General features: G+C 70.5%; 20 protein-coding genes. 3 read left to right on the plus strand and 17 right to left on the minus strand.

Annotation, left to right across the window (positions count from 1 at the left end; all coding sequences use genetic code 11):
• Positions 1 to 77: 77 nt before the first annotated feature.
• The 16 genes from ABD883_RS08555 to ABD883_RS08630 form a co-directional block, all read right to left on the minus strand.
• Positions 78 to 884, minus strand: a complete 807-nt coding sequence (locus ABD883_RS08555) for a F0F1 ATP synthase subunit delta (RefSeq protein ID WP_345031382.1) — start codon at positions 882 to 884, stop codon at positions 78 to 80.
• Complete coding sequence (locus ABD883_RS08560; protein WP_345031385.1) at positions 884 to 1444, minus strand: F0F1 ATP synthase subunit B; 561 nt, start codon at positions 1442 to 1444, stop codon at positions 884 to 886. The genes ABD883_RS08555 and ABD883_RS08560 overlap by 1 nt, the downstream gene beginning before the upstream one ends.
• 21 nt (positions 1445 to 1465) lie before the next feature.
• On the minus strand, positions 1466 to 1699 hold the full coding sequence (gene atpE / locus ABD883_RS08565) for an ATP synthase F0 subunit C (RefSeq protein ID WP_137319416.1): 234 nt from the start codon (positions 1697 to 1699) through the stop codon (positions 1466 to 1468).
• Positions 1700 to 1784: 85 nt separating this feature from the next.
• Entirely contained in the window at positions 1785 to 2576 is a 792-nt protein-coding gene (gene atpB / locus ABD883_RS08570) for a F0F1 ATP synthase subunit A (RefSeq protein WP_345031387.1), read from the minus strand.
• 271 nt (positions 2577 to 2847) lie between these two features.
• Positions 2848 to 3261 carry a Cg1360 family ATP-synthase-associated protein gene (locus ABD883_RS08575; protein WP_345031389.1) on the minus strand — a complete coding sequence of 138 codons (414 nt, stop codon included), beginning with the start codon at positions 3259 to 3261 and terminating at the stop codon, positions 2848 to 2850.
• Positions 3258 to 4364, minus strand: a complete 1107-nt coding sequence (locus ABD883_RS08580; RefSeq protein WP_345031391.1) for an MraY family glycosyltransferase — start codon at positions 4362 to 4364, stop codon at positions 3258 to 3260. Before ABD883_RS08580 ends, ABD883_RS08575 begins: the two co-directional genes overlap by 4 nt.
• Entirely contained in the window at positions 4365 to 5015 is a 651-nt protein-coding gene (locus ABD883_RS08585; protein ID WP_137319412.1) for an L-threonylcarbamoyladenylate synthase, read from the minus strand.
• A complete protein-coding gene (gene prmC / locus ABD883_RS08590; protein ID WP_345031395.1) occupies positions 5015 to 5899 on the minus strand; it encodes a peptide chain release factor N(5)-glutamine methyltransferase in 885 nt (294 codons plus the stop codon). The genes ABD883_RS08585 and prmC overlap by 1 nt, the downstream gene beginning before the upstream one ends.
• A gap of 6 nt (positions 5900 to 5905) precedes the next feature.
• Positions 5906 to 7000 carry a peptide chain release factor 1 gene (gene prfA, locus ABD883_RS08595; RefSeq protein WP_137319410.1) on the minus strand — a complete coding sequence of 365 codons (1095 nt, stop codon included), beginning with the start codon at positions 6998 to 7000 and terminating at the stop codon, positions 5906 to 5908.
• Positions 7001 to 7003: 3 nt separating this feature from the next.
• Positions 7004 to 9157 carry a transcription termination factor Rho gene (gene rho / locus ABD883_RS08600; RefSeq protein WP_345031399.1) on the minus strand — a complete coding sequence of 718 codons (2154 nt, stop codon included), beginning with the start codon at positions 9155 to 9157 and terminating at the stop codon, positions 7004 to 7006.
• A gap of 362 nt (positions 9158 to 9519) precedes the next feature.
• Positions 9520 to 10500 (minus strand): homoserine kinase, encoded by a 981-nt coding sequence (thrB, locus tag ABD883_RS08605; protein WP_295691187.1) that lies wholly within the window; start codon positions 10498 to 10500, stop codon positions 9520 to 9522.
• Complete coding sequence (gene thrC / locus ABD883_RS08610; protein ID WP_137319407.1) at positions 10500 to 11588, minus strand: threonine synthase; 1089 nt, start codon at positions 11586 to 11588, stop codon at positions 10500 to 10502. Before thrC ends, thrB begins: the two co-directional genes overlap by 1 nt.
• A gap of 43 nt (positions 11589 to 11631) precedes the next feature.
• Entirely contained in the window at positions 11632 to 12942 is a 1311-nt protein-coding gene (locus ABD883_RS08615) for a homoserine dehydrogenase (RefSeq protein WP_247425351.1), read from the minus strand.
• 7 nt (positions 12943 to 12949) lie between these two features.
• Entirely contained in the window at positions 12950 to 14386 is a 1437-nt protein-coding gene (gene lysA, locus ABD883_RS08620) for a diaminopimelate decarboxylase (protein WP_345031403.1), read from the minus strand.
• A 2-nt stretch (positions 14387 to 14388) separates the two neighbouring features.
• On the minus strand, positions 14389 to 16026 hold the full coding sequence (gene argS / locus ABD883_RS08625; protein WP_345031405.1) for an arginine--tRNA ligase: 1638 nt from the start codon (positions 16024 to 16026) through the stop codon (positions 14389 to 14391).
• 154 nt (positions 16027 to 16180) lie between these two features.
• Positions 16181 to 17002 (minus strand): DUF4352 domain-containing protein, encoded by an 822-nt coding sequence (locus tag ABD883_RS08630; protein ID WP_345031407.1) that lies wholly within the window; start codon positions 17000 to 17002, stop codon positions 16181 to 16183.
• 166 nt (positions 17003 to 17168) lie between these two features.
• Between ABD883_RS08630 and ABD883_RS08635 the strand changes: the two genes are divergently transcribed.
• The 3 genes from ABD883_RS08635 (at position 17169) to ABD883_RS08645 (ending at position 20193) form a co-directional block, all read left to right on the plus strand.
• Positions 17169 to 18449, plus strand: a complete 1281-nt coding sequence (locus ABD883_RS08635; RefSeq protein ID WP_345031410.1) for a sensor histidine kinase — start codon at positions 17169 to 17171, stop codon at positions 18447 to 18449.
• A gap of 14 nt (positions 18450 to 18463) precedes the next feature.
• On the plus strand, positions 18464 to 19162 hold the full coding sequence (locus ABD883_RS08640; protein WP_345031413.1) for a response regulator: 699 nt from the start codon (positions 18464 to 18466) through the stop codon (positions 19160 to 19162).
• 215 nt (positions 19163 to 19377) lie between these two features.
• Positions 19378 to 20193: a hypothetical protein gene (locus tag ABD883_RS08645; RefSeq protein WP_345031416.1), complete on the plus strand. Its 816-nt coding sequence runs from the start codon at positions 19378 to 19380 to the stop codon at positions 20191 to 20193.
• A gap of 303 nt (positions 20194 to 20496) precedes the next feature.
• Here the strand turns inward: ABD883_RS08645 and ABD883_RS08650 are convergent.
• Positions 20497 to 20685: hypothetical protein (locus tag ABD883_RS08650; RefSeq protein ID WP_345031418.1), on the minus strand; the 189-nt coding region annotated here is incomplete at its 5' end.

Here is a 20685-nt window from a genome sequence, read left to right on the forward strand (position 1 = left end):
GAAGAGCGTCCCCGAGGTGGTCGGGTGGACCGCTCCATACCGTGTATGTGTGCCCGAGGTGCGCGGGCGGTGGTGTGTCAGCCGGCGAGCCGGCGACGGGCGTCTGCCAGACGATCGGAGATCGTCGAGTTCATCACCTCATCGCCGACCTGCACGCGCACTCCGCCGACGACTTCGGGATCGACGTGCACGTTGAGGACCAGCTCCCTGCCGTAGGACGCAGAGAGCGCTGCGGTCAGACGGTCCTGCTGTTCGGGGCTCATCGGCTGGGCGACCGTCACCTCGGCGACGGAGCGCTGCTGGCGCGCCGCGAGCACCTCGGAGTAGGTGTCCAGCGTCTCCGAGACCCGCAGGCCGCGCGGGTGCGCGGCCGCCTGGGAGGCGAGACGGACGGTGTCGGCCGAGGCCCTCTCACCGAGCAGGTCCGCGACGAGCGCGCGCTTGGACTCCGCGGGCGCGGCGGACTCGAAGGCCCAGCCGAGCTCGTGATCGGATTCCAGCAGACGGCTGAAGCGGAACAGCTCCTCCTCGACCTGGCCGAGCCGGCCCGCGGTCTGAGCGTCGGCCGCGACCGCGGTGACGCCGGCGACCTCGAGCGCAGTGACGAAGTCCTGCGGCCTGGCCCAGTGACGGGCGGCCGCGGCGAGAGCGATGTCGAGCGCACGCTCGTCCACCGACCCGGAGAACAGGGTCTGGAGCACGCCGCGCTTGCGCTCGGCGTCGATCGCCGAGTCCGCCATGGCACGGCGGAGCTGCGCGTTGTCCGCGAGCACCGAGACCATGCCGAGCAGGCCGTCGGCCAGCGCGGCACCGGACTGCTGCCCGAGGGCCGCGTCCAGGTCCTGCAGCGTGAGGGCGAGTGAGCTTCTGCTCGACTGGAGCATCAGTACTCCTTCACCGGCTGAGCCGCAGGGGTCTGCGCTTCGAGGTCGGCGATGAAGCGGTCGACGACGTTCGCGGCGCGCTGGTCGTCGCGCAGGCTCTCGCCCACGATCCGCGAGGCCAGATCGGTGGCGATGCCGCCGACCTCACCGCGCAGCGAGACCATCGCGGCCTGCCGCTCGGCCTCGATCTGCGCCTTGGCCTGCGCGATGATGCGCTCGGCCTCGTCGTTGGCGTTCTGCTTCATCTCTGCCAGGATCTGCGCGCCCTCTTCCTGGGCCTCGGCCCGGAGCCGTGCGGCCTCGGCGCGACCGTCGGCGAGCTGCTTCTGGTACTCGGCGAGGGCCTTGTCGGCCTCCGCCTGCACCCGCTCAGCCTTCTCGATGCCGCCTTCGATGGCCTGTGCGCGCTCGTCCAGGATGTCCCTGAACTTCGGCAGCACGAGCTTCCAGAAGGCGAAGAAGATGATGGCGAAGCAGACCGCTGACCAGATGATGTCATAGGTCGCCGGCAGCAGGGGGTTGGCAGTCTCTCCTGCTGCAAGCACTGAAATCGGGGTCATGTGATCGCTCTGCTTCCGTTATCAGACGGCGAAGATGAAGTGTGCGGCGACGCCGAGGAACGCCAGGAGCTCGACGAACGCGATGCCGAGGAACATGGTGGTGCGCAGCTGACCGGAGACCTCCGGCTGGCGGGCCATGCCCTCGACGGTCTTGCCGACGAGAATGCCGATGCCGATACCCGGGCCGATGGCCGACAGGCCGTATCCGACGGTCGAGATGCTGCCGGAGACTTCGGCGAGAATGGTGGTGTCCACGTGGGTTCTTCCTTCCGATTACTGAAATCCGACTGGTGGGTCGGACTCGTTCCTAGCCGTTGGTTGACAGGTTCAATGGGCCGGCTCAGTGGTCGTGCGACACGCTGAGCTGGATGTAGGCGGCGGTGAGCAGCGCGAAGATGTAGGCCTGCAGGATCGCGACCAGGATCTCGAACAGCGTGAACGCGAAGCCGCCGATGAAGGTGAGTGCGCCGAAGGCCGCCCAGGCCCCGCCGAGCTCGACGACGAAGTACTGGGTGGCCGCGAAGCACAGCACCAGGAGGAGGTGTCCGACGAGCATGTTGAACGTGAGTCGGAGGGTGAGGCTGAGCGGGCGGGCGACGAAGGTCGAGACCGCTTCGATCGGGGTGACGAGGATGTACATCGCCTTGGGCACGCCGGCCGGGAAGAGCTGGCTCTTGATGTACTGGCCGCCGCCCTGGGCCTTGATGCCGGCGCCGATCATGACGACGTAGGCGACGAGGGCCATGACGAGCGGCATGCCGATGTTCGCGTTCGAGGAGATGTTGAGGAACGGGATGATGCCGGTGATGTTGAGAGCGAAGACCGACAGGAAGATCACCGCGATGAGCGGGAAGAAGCGGTCGCCGTCCTTCTTGCCGAGCATGTCGTAGGCGATGCCCTTGCGGACGAAGTCGAGCACCATCTCCGCGATCGACTGACCGCGCCCCGGGACGAGCTTGGGGTTGCGCAGGAGCCACACGAAGAGCAGCACGAGCAGCAGGCTCACGAGGATCCGGATGATCATGATCCGGTTGAGCTCGAACGGAGTGCCCGCGAACAGAACTGCCGGTGGATAGAACTCCTCGAGACCGGGGGCGTGGAAACCGCCTCCCTCGCTCGCTGCGAGAAGCATTGTCGGTGACAAGGCAGCTGGAGTGAACAGGGCTGACTCCTGACGACTCGGCGGGGCGAACCGGGCTCCCGATTGACCACCATGGACGAACACTGACCGGCGAGCGCACCTCGATCCCGGACGGGATGGGAGGTGGGGCTGGCGCCTGTGAAATCTGCACGGTGTGCGCTCAGGCACTCCACGGCGATTCCACAGTCACTCTACCAACCGTAGAGGGCCAGACCAAACCGGATCGCCGCTCCGGGCGGGGTGCCCCCGGCCCTCCGGGCGCCTACTTCGGGTCGATGATCGGGAGGCGGGCGCGCTGCACCGTGACGACGTCGACGATGAGGGAGGCGAAGGCACCGACGGCGAGTGTGACGAAGAGCACCCAGGGATCGTAGAAGTCGAGGTTCCGCAGGCTCGCGGTGAGCGCGATGAGGCCGGCGACCTTGAGGAGGAAGCCGCCGAGCACGGCTCCGGCCATGACCACCGGCGAGGAGTCCGCGGTGAGCAGCATGAGGAGCGCGGTGATCGCGAAGAACACGAATGCGGTGGCCGCGCCGATGAGGGCGCCCCACACCCCCGGCATGCCGGCGACGAGATACCCGACGACCGTGGCGATGACGGCGATGACGGCGGTGATGAGCAGACCGCGCACGATGATGCCGCGCATGATCGTCCGGACGGTGTCGTGGGCAGTCATATTTCCTCCTTGGCCCGCAGACGGGCACGCAGCGGGTAGAACGTCAGGATGAGGGTCACAGCGATCGCGACGAAGAGCACGGAGATCACGGTGCCCGGCGGGAGCATGAGGAAGGAGACCGTGCCGAAGGCGAAGATCGCCGTCCACAGGTAGAGCAGGAGCACGGCGCGGGCGTGGGAGTGGCCGAGCCGGAGCATGCGGTGGTGGAGGTGCTTGGCGTCGGCGGAGAACGGCGACTGGCCGGCGAGCATGCGGCGCACCACCGCGAGCATGAGATCGAGCAGCGGCAGGAACATCACCGCGACCGGGAGGATGATCGGGAGGAAGGTGGGGAGGACGCGCTCGCGGCCGAGCAGCGCCGGGTCGACCTGGCCGGTGACGCGGATCGTCGAGGCGGCGAGGAGCAGGCCGATGAGCATCGAGCCGGAGTCGCCCATGAAGATCCGTGCGGGGTTGAAGTTGTGGGGCAGGAAGCCCAGGCAGGCGCCGACGAGCACGGAGATGATGAGCGAGGCGAGGTTCGCGTAGCTGTCCGGGCTGGTGTCGACGGCGAGTCCGTAGGAGTAGACGAAGAACGCCACTCCCCCGATCGTCACGACGCCGGCGGCGAGCCCGTCGAGGCCGTCGACGAAGTTCACCGCATTGATCGTCACGAGAACGACGAGCACGGTGACGATGATCGACATCCGCGGCGAGCCGATGATGACCTCGTTGAACGGGATCGAGAGCATCGCCACGCCGTTGAGCGCCATGAACCCGGCGGCGAGCGTCTGCCCGGCGAGCTTGGTGATCCAGTGGAGGTCCCAGATGTCGTCGATGACGCCGAGCAGGCAGACCATCGCCGCGGCCCCGGCGATCCCGATGACCGGTGCCGGCTGCTCGAAGAGCTCCTCGAGGAACGGGGTGCGCGAGGCGAAGAGCAGACCCACCATGACCCCGGCGAAGATCGCGACCCCGCCGAGGCGCGGCGTCGGCACCGAGTGGACGTCGCGTTCGCGCAGGGGCGAGAAGATCAGCCCCCGCTCCGCGATGCGCCGGACCATCGGGGTCACGAGGTAGGTGGTGATCGCAGCGATCACCACGATGAACAGATAGGCGCGCACTCAGCCGTCCACATCCACGAGGTCCGGCACGACCTCGAGAAGCTGCCCGTGGGTGATCGGGCCGGAGCGGACGAGGCGCGGGGGTCGCGCGGTCATGTCGACGATCGTCGAGGACCTCCCGCCGAGCACCGGGCCGCCGTCGAGGTAGACGTCGACGGCATCGCCGAGCATCGATTCGGCCTGGTCCGCGGTCGAGGCGGCCGGGGATCCCGTGGTGTTCGCGCTCGACACCGCGAGCGGCCCGGTGAGGACGAGGAGCTCGCGCGTCCGGTCCTCGTCGGGCATCCGGATCGCGACCGTGCCGTGGGTGTCGCCGAGGTCCCAGTCGAGGAACGGCTGGGCGGTGCAGATGATCGTGAGCGGACCCGGCCAGAAGCGCTTCGTCAACGTGAGGATGCGTTCGTCGGCGACCTCGGCGAGCCCCATGAGCGCCTCGCGCCGGCCGACGAGGACCGGCGGCGGCATGTCCCGGCCGCGGCCCTTGGCGGCGAGGAGCTTCGCCACCCCCTCCGGGGAGAAGGCGTCGGCGGCGATGCCGTACACCGTGTCGGTGGGGAGCACGATGAGCCCCTGGGCGCGCACGACGCGGGCGCACTCCTCGAACACGAGATCACGGACATCGTCGTTGCGGACGTCGAAGGTGCGTGACATCAGCTCTCTTCCGGTAGTGCGGCGGTCGTGAAGCGGTCCCTGTCAGTGTAATCGCGGTGGGTGCGCGCACCGGTGAAGCCGCTCGCCGTGAGCAGGGTGCGCAGCGCCGCACCCTGGGTGTCGTCGTGCTCGACGACGATCGTGCCGCCGGGTCGGAGCACCCGGACGCCGGCGCGCACCACTGCTGCCGGCAGCTCCATGCCGTCGGCGCCCCCGCCGAACAGCGCGCTCGCCGGGTCGTGCTCCCCGACCTCGGGGGCGTCCGGCGTGCGTCCGGCGGGGATGTAGGGCGGGTTGGAGACGAGGACGTCGAAGGCGCCGATCTCCGGGAGTTCGCGGATGTCGGCGGCGAGCAGCGTGACCGTGCTGCCGGCGGCTGCCACGGCGTGCCGGTGGGTGTCGACATTGCGATGCGCGGCGGCGAGCGCGGCTTCCTCCTTCTCCACCGCGACGACGGTGCTGCCGGGCACCTCGGTCGCGACGGCGAGGGCGATCGCGCCGGAGCCGGTGCACAGATCGAGGATGCGCGGCCGCTCGATGCCGCGGGCGGCGGCGATCACCTGATCGACGAGGAGCTCGGTCTCGGGGCGCGGGATGAAGACCCCCGGGCCGACAGCGAGCTCGAGGTAGCGGAAGGCGGCGGAGCCGGTGATGTGCTGGAGCGGCTCGCGGGCGCAGCGGCGCTCGAGCAGGTCGGCGAGGCGGGCGCGCACGGGCTCCGGGACGGCGGTGCCGCGCAGGGAGCGCAGCCCGAGCTCACCCGGGGTGCAGTCCCAGGCGTGGGCGAGGAGCAGCCGCGCGTCGGCCGACGGCGAGGGCACTGCGGCCTCACGCAGCCGGTCGGCCGTGACGGCGAGCACGGCGTCGGGGGTGGGAGCGGGCATCGGGGCTCAGCCGATCGCGTCGAGCCGGCGGGCGCGCTCGGCGGCCCGGGAGGACTCGATGACCGGGTCGAGCTGGCCGGACAGCACCTGGTCGAGGTTGTGGGCCTTGTACCCCGTGCGGTGGTCGGCGATCCGGTTCTCCGGGAAGTTGTACGTGCGGATCCGCTCGGAGCGGTCGACCGTGCGCACCTGGGTGCGGCGCAGGTCGTTGGCGGCGGCGGCCGCTTCCTCCGCCTGGCGGGCGAGGATCCGGGCGCGCAGGATGCGCATCGCGGCCTCGCGGTTCTGGAGCTGCGACTTCTCGTTCTGGCAGCTCGCCACGATGCCGGTGGGCAGGTGGGTGATCCGGACGGCGGAATCGGTGGTGTTGACGGACTGGCCTCCGGGTCCCGAGGAGCGGTAGACGTCGATCCGGAGGTCGGAGTCCGCGATCTGGACCTCCTCGGGCTCGTCGACCTCGGGGAAGACGAGCACGCCGGCGGCCGAGGTGTGGATCCGGCCCTGCGATTCGGTCACCGGTACGCGCTGCACGCGGTGCACGCCGCCCTCGAACCGCAGCCAGCCGTACACTCCCCCGTCCTTCGACTTCACAGCGAGGGTGACGTCCTTGCTGCCACCGAGGTCGGAGGCGGTCCGGTCGAGGATCTCCGTCGTCCAGCCGCGGGAGTCCGCCCACCGCTGGTACATGCGCAGGAGGTCGGAGGCGAACAGCGCGGATTCCTCGCCGCCCTCCCCCGCCCGGATCTCGATGAGGGCGTCGCGGGCGTCGTCGGGGTCGCGCGGCACGAGCAGCTCGCGCAGGCGGGCGAGCAGCGCGCTGCGACGCTCGGTGAGCTCCTCGACCTCAGCGGCGAAGGACGCGTCCTCCGCGGAGAGCTCGGCCGCGGCGCCGAGATCGGCGTCGACGGCGGTGAGCTCGCGCCAGCACTCGGCCACCTGGTCGAGCTCGGCGTAGCGCCGGGTCAGGCGCCTCGCCGACCCGGGGTGCTGGTGCACCTCCGGGTCGGCGAGGTCCTGCTCGACGCGCGCGTGCTCGTCGAGGAGCGAGCGCACCGTCTGGGTGAGCGATTCGATGTCCGCGCCGGCATGCCCTGCGCTCATCGATCAGTACTCGTCGGCGGCGGACTTCGGCAGCGGAGTCGTCTTCTGCACCTGCATGAGGAACTCCGCGTTCGAGCCGGTCTCCTTGAGCTTCGACAGGAGCAGCTCGAGCGACTGCTGCTGCTCGAGACCGGACAGCACGCGACGCAGCTTCCACATGATCTTCCGCTCCTCCGGGCTCATGAGGTTCTCCTCACGACGGGTGCCCGAGGAGTTGACGTCCACGGCCGGGTAGATGCGCTTGTCCGCGAGGTGGCGGCTGAGGCGCAGCTCCATGTTGCCGGTGCCCTTGAACTCCTCGAAGATCACCTCGTCCATCTTCGACCCGGTCTCGACGAGCGCGGTGGCGAGGATGGTGAGCGAGCCGCCGCCCTCGATGTTGCGCGCGGCACCGAAGAACTTCTTCGGCGGGTAGAGCGCATTGGCGTCCACACCGCCGGACAGGATGCGTCCGGACGCCGGCTGGGCGAGGTTGTAGGCGCGCCCCAGGCGGGTGATGTTGTCGAGGAGCACGACGACGTCCTGGCCCATCTCGACGAGGCGCTTGGCGCGCTCGATGGCGAGCTCGGCGATCGTCGTGTGGTCGTCCGCCGGGCGGTCGAAGGTCGAGGCGATGACCTCGCCCTTGACCGCGCGCTCCATGTCGGTGACCTCTTCGGGGCGCTCGTCGACGAGCACGACCATGAGGTGCACCGCGGGGTTGTTCGCGGTGATCGCGTTCGCGATCTGCTGCATGATCATCGTCTTGCCGGCCTTGGGCGGCGCGACGATGAGGCCGCGCTGACCCTTGCCGATCGGGGCGACGAGGTCGATGATGCGTCCGGAGATCTGCTTCGAGGTGGTCTCCATCCGCAGGCGCTCCTGCGGGTAGAGCGGGGTGAGCTTGGAGAACTCGACGCGCCGTTTGGCGTCCTCGACGCTCAGGCCGTTGACGGAGTCGAGGCGCACGAGCGCATCGAACTTCTCGCGCTTGCCGGAGCGCTGCTCGCCCTCGCGGGACTGGCGGATCGCGCCGACGACGACGTCGCCCTTGCGCAGGCCGTTGCGCTTGACCATGTTCGCCGAGACGTAGACGTCGTTCGGCCCCGGGAGGTAGTTCGTCGTGCGCAGGAAGGCGTAGTTGTCGTGGACATCGAGGATGCCGCCGACGGGGATGAGCACGTCGTCGGGCCGGAGCTCCGGCTCGTCGAAGTCGTTGCGCCCACCGCGCCGCTTGCGGTCGCGCCCCCGGTTCCGGCCGCGCCGGTCGGAGTCGCGGTCGTGGCGGTCGTTCCCGCGGTCCCGGTTCCTGCCGCCGCGGTCGTTGCGGTCGTTCCGGTCATTGTTCCGGTCATTGCGGTCGTTGTTCCGGTCATTGCGATCACGGTTGTCGCCGCGCTCGTTCCGGTCGTTGTTCCGGTCATTGCCGCGATCGTTGCGATCGTTGCCGCGCTCGTTGTTGCGATCGTTGTTGCGGTCATTGCGGTCGCGGTTGCCGTTCCGGTCGCCGCCCCGCTCGTTGCGATCGCTGTTCCGCTCGCCGCCGTGGTCGTTGTTCCGGTCGTTCCCACGATCACGGTTCCGGTCATCGCTGCGGTCGCTGCCGTGGTCGCGCTTGTCGCCGCCCTGGTCTCCCCCGCGCTCGGCGCGGGAGTCGCCCTGGTCGCGGTTCTCGTCGCGGTCGCCGCCGCGGCGTCGGCCGCGGCCGGGCTGCTCGCCGCGCTCCTCGGCGGGGGTGCCGGACTCGGCACCCTGCCCACGGGTCTCACCGGCCTGCGCGGCATCGCCGCCGCGACGGCGCGGCGAGCGGCGCGAGCGCTGCTCGCCCTCGGTCTGCTCGGCACCCTGCATGTTCCCGGTGGGGGCCTCGGGCGCGGAGGCGGGGGTCGTCGGGGCGGCGGGCGCCTCGGCAGCGGGAGCGGCGGGCGCCTCGGCAGCGGGAGCGGCGGGCGCCTCGGCAGCGGGAGCGGCGGGCGCCTCGGCGGCCTGCGAACGGCGGGCCGGGGCGGCGCTCTGCCGTCCGCCGGCGGAGTTGATGGCGTCGATGAGGTCGCTCTTGCGCAGACGCCGGTATCCCTTGATACCCAGACCTGCTGCCATCTCCTGGAGCTGCGGGAGCCGCAGTGCGGTCAGGCTTCCCGTGCGGGCGGCAGAGTCATTGTTCGTGGTCTCAGTCACGAAGGTTCCTTCTCCCTCGTTCGGCTGCGGGGAAGTCGTACATGGATTCCGCAGCGGTGGACGGCGCGCATGACACTGCGCGCTCTCAATGGAGTACCCTGAAGATTTCAGATGCGGTACGAAGAATGTTCCCGGCGAATCCGCTTCGATACGGTAACGATCCGAACAGAGCCACGCTCGACGGAGTCGATCCGAACGGACCTGACAGCTCACGACTTCTCGTGAGGGAACGGCTCCAGCCTACACTTCGACACCGGTCAGCGCGAATCGGACCCGCCGTGCACCGCTCGGCTCCCCCACCCTGCTCCCCGCCGGCCGGACGGCTGGCCTGGGAGCCCTCCGTGGAGCCCCGGGCGATGTGCTCAGGACTCGTCGACGACCGTGGTGAGGACCCCCACCGGCGCGATCGCGGTCGCGAGGATCCGGGCCGGATCGCCGCGCAGCACGGCGGCCACGCGCTCGGCGAGGTCGTCACCGGTGCCGAGCACCGCGACGGTCGGGCCGGCACCCGACACGACGGCCGCCAGACCGGCGGCACGCAGCGCATCGACGCGCTCGAGGGACTCGAGCATCGCCGGCCGGCGGTAGTTCTGGTGGAGGCGGTCGACGGTCGCCTCGAGGAGCATCCCCGGGTCATGGGAGATCGCATAGGCGAACAGCCCGGCGATCGCGGAGTTCGCCGCCGCATCGGCGTGCGGGACCGTCTCCGGCAGCAGGGACCGGGCGATCGCGGTGTCGAGCCGGGTTTCGGGCACGATGAGCACCGCGCGCACGCCGTCGGCCACGGGGACCGACACCGACTGCGCGGCACCGCCGATGTCGGTGAAGCTGATCGTCACTCCCCCGAACAGCGCCGGCGCGGCATTGTCGGGATGACCCTCGAAGTGCGTCGCCCAGGCCAGCCGGCCGGCGGCGGTCTCCGGCTCGCATCCGGCGGCCTGCCCGATCGCGTCGGCGATCGCGATGCCGGCGACGACGGCGGAGGCCGAGGACCCCATGCCGCGCGACTGGGGGATGACGTTGCGGGCCTCGAGCTCGAGGCGGTCGCCGAGCTCGAGTCCGCGCGCGGCGAGCACCTCGCGGGCGACCCGGTGGATGAGGTGCGCGGTGCTCCGGGGCAGCACGTCCGCGCCCTCGCCGGAAACGGTGACACAGGCCTCGGGGTCGATGGGTGCGGGCGTGATCCGGGCGCGCACCGCATCGCGGATGTCGAGCGCCATGCCGAAGCTGTCGTAGCCGGCGCCAAGGTTCGCCGAGGTGGCGGGCACCTCGACGAGCACCTCGAGGCCGGCCGGGATCCGGTCACCGCGCACGGAGGAGTCGGCAGGCGTGCCCACCGGCATCAGCCCTCCTCGAGTCCGAGCGCACGGGCTGCCGACACGGCGTCGACCGACACCCGGGTGGGCTCGAGATCCGCGCCGTCGGCGGTGCGGATCGCCCACTGCGGGTCCTTGAGCCCGTGCCCGGTGACCGTGCACACGATCGTCGCTCCGGACGGCACCTCTCCGGCGTCGGAGCGCTTGAGCAGACCGGCGATCGAGGCCGCCGAGCCCGGCTCGACGAAGATCCCCTCGGTCGAGGACAGGAGGCGGTGCGCGGCGAGGATCTCGTCGTCGGTGACGGAGTCGATGAGGCCCTCGGACTCGTCGCGGGCGGCGATCGCCTGCTCCCACGAGGCCGGGTTGCCGATCCGGATCGCGGTCGCGACGGTCTCCGGCTCGTCGACCGGGTGACCGAGCACGAGCGGGGCGGCACCCGCGGCCTGGAAGCCCCACATCCGCGGGCGGGAGTCCGCCAGGCCGAGCTCCGCGTACTCGCGGTAGCCCTTCCAGTAGGCGGTGATGTTGCCGGCGTTGCCGACGGGCAGGACGTGGATGTCCGGGGCCTGCCCGAGCCGGTCGACGACCTCGAACGACGCGGTCTTCTGGCCCTCGATGCGGTCGGGGTTGACCGAGTTGACGAGGTGCACCGGGTAGGCCTCGGAGAGCTTGCGGCACAGGGTGAGGCAGTCGTCGAAGTTGCCATCGATCTCGAGGAGCTCTGCGCCGTGCGCGACGGCCTGGCTCATCTTGCCCACCGAGATCTTGCCGGCCGGCACGAGCACCGCGCACGTGAGCCCGGCCTTCGTCGCGTAGGCCGCCGCCGAGGCCGAGGTGTTCCCGGTCGAGGCGCAGATCACGGCCTTGGCACCGTACTCCACCGCCTTCGAGATCGCCATCGTCATGCCGCGGTCCTTGAAGGAGGCGGTCGGGTTCATGCCCTCGTACTTGACCCACACCTCGGCACCGGTGCGCTCGGACAGGCCGGCGGCGTGGATGAGCGGCGTGCCGCCCTCCCCCAGGGTGACGGCGGCGGTGGTGTCGGCGATGTCGAGGAGGCCGCGGTACTCCTCGATGACTCCCTGCCACTGGTGGCGGTGCTGTGCGTTCATGGGGTTCCTTCCGGACATGTCGGGCGGGCGGGGCGCGGGCGGCTCAGTGGCCCTCGATGCGCAGCACCGAGGTCAGGGCGTTGACGACGTCGAGCGCGGCGAGCCGGTCGACGGTGCGGCGCAGCGCGGCATCGGTGCCCGAGTGCGTGGCGATGACGAGCTTGGCGCGCTGCTCGGTGCCCTCGGGCTCGTCGACGACCTGGGTCTGCTGGACGAGCTCGATCGACACCTGCTCCGAGGCGAACACCTCGGTCACCCGGGAGAGCACCCCGGGCCGGTCGAACACGTCGAGGGTGATCTGGTAGCGGGTGGTGATCGCGGAGATCGGCAGCACCGGACGGCGCACCGCGACCGCGCGCTCGTACTGGCCGCGGCCGCCGAGCACCTTGCGGCGGCCGACCGACACGACGTCGCCGAGCACGGCCGAGGCGGTCGGCGCCCCACCGGCGCCCTGGCCGTAGAACATGAGCTCGCCGGCGGCCTCGGCCTCGACGAACACCGCGTTGAACGCGCCGCCGACGCCGGACAGCACGTGGTCGCGCGGGAGCAGCGCGGGGTACACGCGGGCGGAGACTCCCGGGCCCTCGGGCGAGTCTGCGAGCTCCTCGCAGATCGCGAGCAGCTTGATGGTGAAGCCCTGCGCACGGGCGGTCTCGATCATGTCAGCGGTGACGCCGGTGATGCCCTCGACGTCGACGTCGTCGATGGTGACGGGGGTGTGGAAGGCGATCGCGGCGAGGATCGCGGCCTTCGCGGCGGCGTCGTGGCCGCCGATGTCCGCCGTCGGGTCCGCCTCGGCGAAGCCGAGCTCCTGCGCGGTGCGCAGCGCGGTGTCGAAGTCCCACCCCTCGGAGTCCATCTGGTCGAGGATGTAGTTCGTCGTGCCGTTGACGATGCCCATGACGCGGGTGATCCGGTCACCGGCGAGCGAGTCGCCGACGGGGCGGATGATCGGGATCGCCCCGGCGACCGCGGCCTCGTGCTCGAGGCGCACCTCGGCGGAGTCGGCGGCCTGCATGAGCTCGCCGTAGGACTCCGCGAGCAGCGCCTTGTTCGCCGTCACCACCGAGGCCCCCGAGCGCAGCGCCGCGAGGATGAGCTCGCGGGCGGGTTCGATGCCGCCCATGAGCTCGATGACGATGTCGGCACCGGCGATCGCGGCCTGGGCGTCGGTGGTGAGGAGCTCCGCGGGGATGCCGGGGCGCTCCTTGTCCGCGTCGCGCACGGCGACGGCGGTGAGCTCGAGGCGCGCTCCGGTGCGCTGGGCGAGATCGTCCCCGTTCTCGAGGATCCGGCGGGCGACCTCGGTGCCGACGACACCGCAGCCGAGCATGGCGACGTGCAGAGATTTCATAGGGCTCTCACTCTTCGGGATCGGTCCCGGGCGCGAACCCGGGGTCGGTGGCGAACATGTCCTGATAGCTCTCGGGGCGGATCGCCCAGCGGACCTCGGCGCCCTCGACGGCGAGCACCCCGGGGCGGGGCACGTGGTTGTAGTTCGAGGCGAGCGGTCGGCAGTAGGCGCCGGTGCCGGGCACCGCGATGAGGTCGCCGGCGGTGATGTCGGCCGGCAGGTACTCGTCGCGGACGACGATGTCCCCGCTCTCGCAGTGCTTGCCGACGACGCGCACGACGACGGGCGGTTCTGCCGAGGCGCGGTTGGCGAGCGTGCACGAGTAGTCGGCGTCGTAGAGGGCGGTGCGGATGTTGTCGCTCATCCCGCCGTCGACGCTGACGTAGCAGCGCACTCCGCTGCCGGTGTCGACGGGTTTGACCGTGCCGGCCCGGTAGAGGGTGAACATCGCCGGGCCTGCGATCGCGCGACCGGGCTCGAAGGACACGAGCGGCATCGCGCTGCCGTGCTCGGCACACGCCTTGGCGACGAGGTCGGCGAGCTGCTCGGCGATCTCGGCGAACGAGGTCGGGGTGTCCTGCGAGGTGTACTGGATGCCGAACCCGCCGCCGAGGTCGACCTCGGGCAGGGAGACCCCGTGGGCCCGCTCGAGCTGGGCCCGCAGGCCGATGATCCTGCCGGCGGCGACCTCGAACCCGGCCTTGTCGAAGATCTGCGATCCGATGTGGCTGTGGAGCCCGAGGAGTTCGAGCTCGGGGACGTCGATGATCTGCGCCGCAGCCGCGGCGGCGTCCCCGCCCTGTAGGCTGAGCCCGAACTTCTGGTCCTCGTGGGCGGTCGCGATGAAGTCGTGGGTGTGCGCCTCGACGCCGACGGTGATGCGGAGCATGACGGGTGCGGTGATGCCGCGGGCGGCAGCGGCGGCGGCGACCCGCGGGATCTCGTCGAAGGAGTCGATGACGATGCGGCCGATCCCCCAGTCGAGGGCGTAGGCGATCTCCTCGTCCGACTTGTTGTTGCCGTGGAGGCCGACGAGCGCGGGGTCGAAGCCGGCCCGCTGCGCGACCATGAGCTCGCCCAGCGTGCAGCAGTCGAGGCCGAGTCCGGCCTCGGCGATCCAGCCGGCGGCCGCGGTGCAGAGGAACGCCTTGCCGGCGTAGTAGCCGCGGGCACCCGGGCCGACGCGCTCGAAGGCGCGGGAGAAGACGGTGGCGAACTCGGCGGCGCGGGCTCGGAAGTCGGCGACGTCGAGGACGTACATCGGGGTGCCGTGCGCGGCGGCGAGGTCGACGACCGAGTGCCCGGCGATGCGCAGCACCCCGTCGTCGCCCTTGGTGACGTTCGCCGACCACAGGCTCGGCATGAGCGCGTTGACGTCGTCGGGGAACGGCAGCCAGACCGGGGACGGGACGGCGTGGAGACTGCCGGCGATGTGTGCGGGCACCCCTACATCCTCTCAGGCGCGCCGACGCCCAGCAGCCCGAGTCCATTGGCCAAGACGGTCGCGGTGGCCCGGTCGAGCATGAGGCGCGAGGAGTGCACGGGGGTGATCTCGTCGTCGGTGCGCGGGGTCACGCGGCAGGCGTCGTACCACTTGTGGAACAGTCCGGCGACGCTCTCGAGGTAGCGCGCGATCCGGTGCGGCTCGCGCAGCTGCGCGGCCTGGGCGACGACGCGCGGGAAGTCGGCGAGCGCGGCGAGCAGCACCGTCTCCGTCGGGTCGGTGAGCGCGGCGGGGTCGAACGCCTCGGTGGTGATCCCGGCGGTCACGGCGTTGCGCTCGATGCTGCATGCGCGGGCGTGCGCGTACTGGACGTAGTAGACGGGATTGTCGTTGCTCGCCGAGCGGAGCACCTCGGGGTCGAGGGTGAGCGGCGAGTCCGCCGGGGTGCGGGCGAGCGAGTAGCGCACGGCGTCGGCGCCGAGCCAGTCGATGAGGTCGCGCAGCTCGATGATGTTGCCGGCGCGCTTGGAGAGCTTCGCCCCGTTGATCGAGATGAGCTGGCCGATGAGGACCTCGATGTTCGTCTCCGGATCGTCTCCGGCGGCCGCCGCGATCGCCTTGAGCCGGCCGATGTAGCCGTGGTGGTCGGCACCGAGGAGGTAGATCTTCTCGGTGAAGCCGCGGTCCTTCTTGTCGAGGTAGTAGGCGGCGTCGGCGGCGAAGTACGTGGGCTGGCCGTCGGCGCGGATGAGCACCCGGTCCTTGTCGTCGCCGAAGGTCGTGGTGCGCAGCCACACCGCTCCCCCGTCCTCGTAGACGTGGCCCTGCTCGCGGAGCCGGGCGACGGCCTTCTCGATCGCTCCGGAGGCGTGCAGGGACGCCTCGGAGAACCACACGTCGAAGTGCACGCCGAAATCCTGCAGCGTGCTGCGGATGTCGGCCATCTGCAGGGCGTAGGCGCGGTCGCGGACCTCGGCGCGGGCCTCGTCCTCGGGGGCCGCGGCGAGTGCGGGCCGCTCGGCGCGGATCGCCTCGGCGATGTCGGCGACGTACTGCCCCGGATAGCCGCCCTCGGGGACCGCGCGACCGTGCATGCGGGCGAGGACAGAGTTCGCGAAGGTGTCCATCTGCGAGCCGGCGTCGTTGATGTAGTACTCACTGGCGACCTCGGCCCCGGCGGCGCGGAGCACACGGGCGATCGCGTCGCCGAGCGCGGCCCAGCGGGTGTGGCCGAGGTGGAGCGGACCGGTGGGGTTGGCGGACACGAACTCCATGTTGACGACGTGTCCGGCGAGCGCGTCGCCGGTGCCGTAGGACTCTCCGGCGGCGACGATGTCCGCGGCGAGGCGTCCGGCGGCATCGGCGGCGAGGGTGATGTTGAGGAAGCCGGGTCCGGCGACGTCGACGGCGTCGATGCCGGAGCGGGCGCGCAGCCGCTCGGCGATCTGCTCGGCGAGGTCGCGCGGCTTGAGGCCGGCCCGCTTGGCCGTCTGCAGGGCGATGTTCGAAGCCCAGTCGCCGTGGTCGCGGTTCTTCGGGCGCTCGACGACGATCGTGTCCGGCTCGGTGATCGCGAGGCCGGCGGCGTTGAGTTCGGCGATGACGGCGCTGATGGCCGACTTGAGTTCTTCAGGAGTCACCGTCTCAGGGTATTACCCGCAGGGCCGCGGGTGCGAGCCGGGTGGGGAGGGTGCGCCGGCGGGCGGGCACGGATCCGGTCGGCGGCACCGACCCGGCCGGCGGTGCAGTGCCGCCGGCCGGGCCCCTCGGTCTGGGCGCCGAGAGCAGTGGTGCTCAACCGATCGCGATCTCGATCGGTTCGTCGAACAGGCCGCCGCGGAACACGAGGGTGTCGGGCTCCACGCCCTCGGGCACATCGAACAGCACGATCCCGTCGACCGTGTTGCCGGGATTGATCTCCTCGAGGAAGGAGTTGCTGTCCTCGAGGTACATCGCGGAGCCCTCGTCGGCGGCGTACGTGCGACCCTCGGCATCGGTGAGCTCCACATCGCTGGAGAAGAACATCACCGGCGAGTCCCCGACGTTCGTCACCTCCATGCTCACGACGACGAACTGTCCCTGTGCCTCTGCCCCGAACATGTCGTCACCGACCGAGGAGACCCCGGACTCGACATCGGAGACGGTCACCTCGAAGTCCCCGCTCGCGACCGGCTCGCCGATGCCCGCGGACTTCTCCTCCGGCGCCTCGGCCGCGGCCGCGTCCTCCGCGGCATCCTCGCCGCCACCCTCTTCTTCCGCCGGGGCGCGCTGCTCCACATCCTGCTCTCCGGCGGTGTCCTGACCGGTGTCGGAGGTCTGCTGCTCGCCGCCTCCTCCCGCGCAGCTGCCGACGATGACGAGGAGCACGACGACGCCCACCCAGAACCACCAGCGCTTGAAGATCGACTTCCGCTTCGGCGGCGCCGGGTGGGGCGCGCCCGGGGGCATGCCGTAACCGTTCGGGCCGGGCTGCGGGCCTGCGCCCCACGGCTGCTGGCCGGGCGGCACGGGATGCCCGTACGGGGGGCGGGGCGGACCCTGCGGATCGTGAGGTCCACCGGCGTGCGGGTGGTGCCCGCCCGGGTGTCCGGGCTGCGGGGTCGGGTTCTGGGACATGGGATCTCCTCGGGGTTCGGGTGCGGGCCGGTGGGCCGACCGTGCGATGGTGCGGACGAGACCCATCGTCGGTCGCCCGTCGCTTCCCCCACATCAGCCGATCGGCTCGACCGCACCGACCGATCGGCTGATGGCCGTGTCCGGACCCCGCACTACGGTGGGGATCGTGAATACCCTTGCCGGGCGGATCGTGCGCCTCTCCCTGCTCACCCTGTGGGACATCGTGCTGTACCTGCTGGGTGTCCTCCTCACGTTCCTCAGCATCGAGGGCGTGCCGGGCGCCACCTCCGGACCGGGGCTCCCGACCGACCTCGGGATCGTCGTCCTGCTCCTCGCCTGCCTGCTCTGGCTCACCGTGTTCCTGCGGCGACGCTTCCCCGTCGTGCCGCTCGTCGCAGGTGCCCTCCTCACACTCGTCGGCATGGACTACTGGCTCGTCCTCATCGGCGCCTTCCACGCTCTCGCACGGCTGCGCGGATGGCCCGCGATCGCCGCAGCGGCCGGCGCGGGGGTGCTCGTCGTGTTCGCCACGGTGCGTGACATCGTCCGCGATCCGCAGTCGACGATGACCGGCTCGCTCTTCGGGGTCACGGGCACGCCGGACACGCCCGGCAGCGGGGCGGTCGCCGCGATCGTCGTCCTCATCGTCGCGGCGATGTCGCTCGGCACCACCGGCGGGCTGGCACTCCTCGTCCGCAGTCGGCGCGAGACCGCCACCGCACGCACCCGCGTCGAGGCCGTCGACGCCCGCAACGCCGATCTCAGCTCGGAGCTCGCCCGCACGTCCGAACGGGACCGGCTCGCCACGGAGATCCATGATGCGCTCGCCCACCGGTTGTCGGTGATCTCCCTGCAGTCGGGGGCGCTGGAGACGGCGACGCACACTTCCGACCCGGCACTCGCTCACGCCGCGCGCGTGCTCCGGGGACAGGCGCACGCCTCGCTCGAGGATCTGCGCGGTCTGCTCGGGGATCTGCGGACCGGCGGCCCGGCCTCCTCCACCGGTCCGACCGAGGCACCGGCCACCGCCTCCATGCGCGCACTCCCCCGCCTCGTCCGCTCGCTGCGCGAGGCCGGGACGGCGGTGGACGCCGTCGTGCTGCTCGACGGCACGGAATCGGCCCCGGCCGCCCTCGATCGCAGCATCTACCGGATCGCGCAGGAATCCCTGACCAACGCGCTCAAGCACGCGCCGGGCGCCCCCGTCTCGCTGTACGTCGAGGGTGCGCCGGGATCGGATATCAGGATCCGGGTGTCGAATCCGATCGGCAGACCCGTGGACCCGGTGCTGCAGGGCTCGGGCGCGGGCTCCGGGATCGCAGGCATCCGCGAGCGGGTGCGCCTGCTGTCGGGCGCGTCGTGGATCGGCGTCCATGAGGGCTGCTTCGTCGTCGACGCGACGCTCCCGTGGCCCATCGAGGCCGCGCAGGCCTGGCGCGGGGTGTGACCTATATTCGAGAGGTGACCGCCGACCCCGAACCGCCCCCGCGGACCGCCCCGATCCGGGTCCTCGTCGTCGACGACGACCCGTATTCGCGAGCGGGCATCCGGGCGATCCTGCAGCAGGCGCCGGATCTCGAGGTCGTCGGCGAGGCGGCGGACGGTGCCGAGGCGATCGACCGTGCCGCCGCGCACTTCCCCGACGTCGTCATCATGGACATCCGGATGCCGGGGATGGACGGCATCACCGCGACCGCCGCGCTCGTCAACGCCGTGCGCCCTCCGCTCGTCGTGGCGCTCACGAGCTTCGACAGCGAGGACGCGGTGTTCCGGGCGCTCGAGGCCGGAGCGGTCGGCTTCCTCCTCAAGGACACCCCTCCGGCGGACCTCGTGGGTGCGATCCGCACCGTGATGGCCGGTGACGCGTTCCTCTCCCCGCGCGCCACTCTCCACCTCATCCGAAGGTTCGGGGTCGGTGGGCGGTTCACGGTGCAGCACGATGCCCAGCGCCTGCTCGGCACCCTCACCGAGCGCGAGCGGGAGGTCGCCGAGCTCGTGGCCGAGGGCCTGACGAACCGGCTCATCGCCGACCGGCTGTTCCTGTCCGAGGCGACGGTCAAGGTGCACCTGGGACGCGTCATGCTCAAGCTCGCCGCGGACACCCGGGTGGGTGTCGCGATCGCGGTCGAACGGGCCCGCCCCGGCGGCCGGCGCCGCTGAGAACCGAGCTGCCGCGCGGGAGGCATCGATGGCCGGCGGAGGCGCCGACTCGTGGCCGAGGCGGCGGGCGGACGGCACGTCCGGACCATCGCGCGGCCCAGGCTCTGCGCCGTTCATCGCGTGCCCGTTCGCCGCTCGTTCAAGGTTCATTCATCGGGCCAGCACATCCAGAGCATGTAATGGCGGTGGATCACTCGCTCACCGTAAGGGGAATCATGAAGAAGTCTCTGGTCCTGGCACCTGCGATCGCACTCGCTCTCACCGGTCTCGGCGCGCCGGCGATCGCGGCCGCCTCCATTCCGGCGTCCGTTGCCGCAGCGGCGGCCGAGGTCGTCTTCCCGAAAATCACCACCTCGGACATCACCTACACCGAAGGCGACGACGACGCCACCATCAGCATCACCGGCACCGCCACACCCAACACCCCCGTCGACATCCGCCAACTGGCGATCATGACCACCTCCGGCAACACCTACTACGTCAAATCCGACGTCCCCGAGGTCACCACCGACGACACCGGCGCATGGACCCTCGAACTGCCGCTGTCGACCACCTTCGGCGCCCAATACCGCGACGAGGTCCACCGACAGCTCTCCAACACCGACGACAGCCTCGACGAAGTCGTCACCGGCGACACCCTCTCGATCATGGTCAGCGCGGCAGGCAAGAGCAGCAACACATTCATCACCCTCACCGTCGACGACGCACCCGAAGAACCCGCCGAACCCGGTCACGGGGTCCGAGTCGATGCGCCGGCGGAAGTCACGCGGAAGGACCTGAAGAAGGGTTTCGTGATCTCGGGTACGAACTCCACCGGAGAGCACATCATGGTCTCCGTCCACCCCTCGAACGATGACCGCAAGCCCACGACCTTCCGGTTCCCCGGATCCACGACGGAATGGGCGAAGACGTTCAAGAACATCAAGCACACCGCGGGCGTGGAGCCCGGTGACACGCTGACCGTCGAAGTCCGCTATGCCAAGGGCAGCAAATCCGTCATCACCACGGAGACCATCGCCGTCACCGAGTGATCGGCGCACTGCACTGCCGCTGGCCGACCGCTCTCGGCAAGCAGTGCCCCCGCCCCGTTCAGGGGAAGCATCTCCGGCAGTGAAAATGCGAAATCCCGCGGTTCCGTTCTCAGGAACCGCGGGATTTCGCGATGTGGTGCCCGCGACAAGATTCGAACCTACGACCTTCTGCGTCGCAGGTACGCATGTTGACTAGTGGGAGCTGACATGGGTAACACCGCAGTTCAAAAGCTTATATCGACAACTACTCGCTGACATCAGTTGACCTGGGTTAATAGCGATAGACGCGACTCATTGCGTACCTCAGTGCGTACTATCAGTGCGTCGGCGCTGCGCCTCGAGGAGCATCGGCCCGACCTGCCCGAGATCGGTGTAGTGCTCGCGGCTGACAGCGGCGGTGTGACCGAAGTGGGGTGTATCAAGGTTCTTGGACAGTTCCTCTTGATGGGAGAGGATCAAGAGCATGGCAAGTGCATCACGGCGGAAGTTCAG

Source organism: Brevibacterium pityocampae, from assembly GCF_039541555.1.
Taxonomy (GTDB): Bacteria; Actinomycetota; Actinomycetes; order Actinomycetales; family Brevibacteriaceae; genus Brevibacterium; species Brevibacterium pityocampae.

Bases quoted from the DNA above. Each gene is read 5' to 3' on its own strand.
- ABD883_RS08615 (WP_247425351.1), bottom strand. From the start codon at position 12,942: ATGAAATCTCTGCACGTCGCCATGCTCGGCTGCGGTGTCGTCGGCACC.
- ABD883_RS08585 (WP_137319412.1), bottom strand. From the start codon at position 5,015: ATGTCACGCACCTTCGACGTCCGCAACGACGATGTCCGTGATCTCGTG.
- prfA (WP_137319410.1), bottom strand. From the start codon at position 7,000: ATGAGCGCAGGGCATGCCGGCGCGGACATCGAATCGCTCACCCAGACG.
- ABD883_RS08645 (WP_345031416.1), top strand. From the start codon at position 19,378: ATGAAGAAGTCTCTGGTCCTGGCACCTGCGATCGCACTCGCTCTCACC.
- atpB (WP_345031387.1), bottom strand. From the start codon at position 2,576: ATGCTTCTCGCAGCGAGCGAGGGAGGCGGTTTCCACGCCCCCGGTCTC.
- thrC (WP_137319407.1), bottom strand. From the start codon at position 11,588: ATGAACGCACAGCACCGCCACCAGTGGCAGGGAGTCATCGAGGAGTAC.
- ABD883_RS08555 (WP_345031382.1), bottom strand. From the start codon at position 884: ATGCTCCAGTCGAGCAGAAGCTCACTCGCCCTCACGCTGCAGGACCTG.
- ABD883_RS08560 (WP_345031385.1), bottom strand. From the start codon at position 1,444: ATGACCCCGATTTCAGTGCTTGCAGCAGGAGAGACTGCCAACCCCCTG.
- thrB (WP_295691187.1), bottom strand. From the start codon at position 10,500: ATGCCGGTGGGCACGCCTGCCGACTCCTCCGTGCGCGGTGACCGGATC.
- ABD883_RS08630 (WP_345031407.1), bottom strand. From the start codon at position 17,002: ATGTCCCAGAACCCGACCCCGCAGCCCGGACACCCGGGCGGGCACCAC.
- prmC (WP_345031395.1), bottom strand. From the start codon at position 5,899: ATGCCCGCTCCCACCCCCGACGCCGTGCTCGCCGTCACGGCCGACCGG.
- ABD883_RS08575 (WP_345031389.1), bottom strand. From the start codon at position 3,261: ATGACTGCCCACGACACCGTCCGGACGATCATGCGCGGCATCATCGTG.